The organism is Sphaerisporangium rhizosphaerae, assembly GCF_042665155.1.
In the GTDB taxonomy this organism is placed as follows: Bacteria; Actinomycetota; Actinomycetes; order Streptosporangiales; family Streptosporangiaceae; genus Sphaerisporangium; species Sphaerisporangium rhizosphaerae.
This window is the reverse complement of the sequence record NZ_JBHTCG010000081.1, coordinates 1-1,978: the sequence shown is the minus strand read 5'-3', so window position 1 is coordinate 1,978 and position 1,978 is coordinate 1. Positions and strand designations below refer to the sequence as shown.

General features: G+C 67.8%; 1 protein-coding gene. It reads left to right on the top strand.

What is annotated here, in order from left to right; genetic code table 11:
• The coding region (gene kdpB, locus ACFQSB_RS40105) for a potassium-transporting ATPase subunit KdpB (RefSeq protein WP_380832589.1) at positions 1-1,978 on the top strand (1,978 nt) is incomplete at both ends.

The window sequence follows — 1,978 nt, the reverse complement described above, 5'->3', positions numbered from 1 at the left end:
TGCGCAAGCTGAATCCGGTGACGTTGTGGCGTAACCCGGTGATGTTCATCGTGGAGGCCGGCGCGGTGTTCACCACCGTGCTGGCGGTGACCGGCCCGTCGTTGTTCGCCTGGGCGATCGTGGTGTGGCTGTGGCTGACCGTGCTGTTCGCCAACCTCGCCGAAGCCGTGGCCGAAGGCCGGGGCAAAGCCCAGGCCGCCACCCTGCGCGCCGCCAAACGCGACACCACCGCCCGCCGCCTCACCCGCTGGAACCCCGGCCAGGACCCACAGACCTGGGACGTCGTCGGCGCCCCCGAACTGGTGCAAGGCGACCACGTCATCGTCGAAGCCGGAGAGACCATCCCCGGCGACGGCGACGTGACCCAAGGCATCGCCAGCGTCGACGAATCAGCCATCACCGGAGAATCCGCCCCGGTGATCCGCGAGTCCGGCGGCGACCGCTCCGCCGTCACCGGCGGCACCAAAGTCCTGTCCGACCGCATCATCGTCAAGATCACCCAAAAACCCGGCGACAGCTTCATCGACCGGATGATCGCCCTGGTCGAAGGCGCCAACCGGCAGAAAACCCCCAACGAGATCGCCCTGAACATCCTGCTGGCCGCGCTCACCATCATCTTCCTGGTCGCCACCGCCACCATGCAGCCCCTGGCCATCTACTCCAAAGCCCAAAACCCCGGCGTGCCGGACTCTTTGGCGCTGACCGGCGACGGCGTCACCGGCATCGTGCTGGTCGCCCTGGTGGTCTGCCTCATCCCCACCACCATCGGCGCCCTGCTGTCGGCCATCGGCATCGCCGGCATGGACCGCCTGGTCCAACGCAACGTCCTGGCCATGTCCGGCCGCGCCGTCGAAGCCGCCGGCGACGTCAGCACCCTGCTCCTGGACAAGACCGGCACCATCACCCTCGGCAACCGCCAAGCCTCGGACTTCCTGCCCGTCCCCGGAGTGGACGAACGCGAACTGGCCGAAGCCGCGCAACTGGCCAGCCTGGCCGACGAGACCCCCGAAGGCCGCTCCATCGTCGTCCACGCCAAGCAGACCTACGCGCTGCGCGAGCGCGCCCCGGGCGAACTGGACCACGCCGACTGGGTGCCCTTCACCGCCCAGACCCGCATGTCCGGGGTCGACGTGGCAGGACGGCAGGTGCGCAAGGGCGCCGCCACCTCGGTCATGAAGTGGGTGCGCGACCACGGCGGCCACCCCACCGGCGAAGTCGGCCCGCTGGTCGACGGCATCTCCGCCTCCGGCGGCACCCCCCTGGTCGTCGGCGAGATCACCACGTCGGGAACCGCCCGCGTGCTCGGCGTCATCCACCTCAAAGACGTCGTCAAACAAGGCATACGCGAACGCTTCGACCACATGCGCGCCATGGGCATCCGCACCATCATGATCACCGGCGACAACCCCCTCACCGCCAAAGCCATCGCCGACGAAGCCGGAGTCGACGACTACCTCGCCGAAGCCACCCCCGAAGACAAACTCGCCCTCATCCGACGCGAACAACAAGGCGGACGACTCGTCGCCATGACCGGCGACGGCACCAACGACGCCCCCGCCCTGGCCCAAGCCGACGTCGGCGTCGCCATGAACACCGGCACCTCCGCCGCCAAAGAAGCCGGCAACATGGTCGACCTCGACTCCAACCCCACCAAACTCATCGAAATCGTCGAGATCGGCAAACAACTCCTCATCACCCGCGGCGCCCTGACCACCTTCTCCATCGCCAACGACATCGCCAAATACTTCGCCATCATCCCCGCCATGTTCGCCGCCGTATACCCCGGCCTCGACACCCTCAACATCATGCGCCTGGCCACCCCCCAATCCGCCATCCTCTCCGCCGTCATCTTCAACGCCCTCGTCATCATCGCCCTCATCCCCCTGGCACTACGCGGAGTCCGCTACCGCCCCTCCAGCGCCTCCCAACTCCTGTCCCGCAACCTCTACATCTACGGCCTGGGCGGCATCATCGTCCC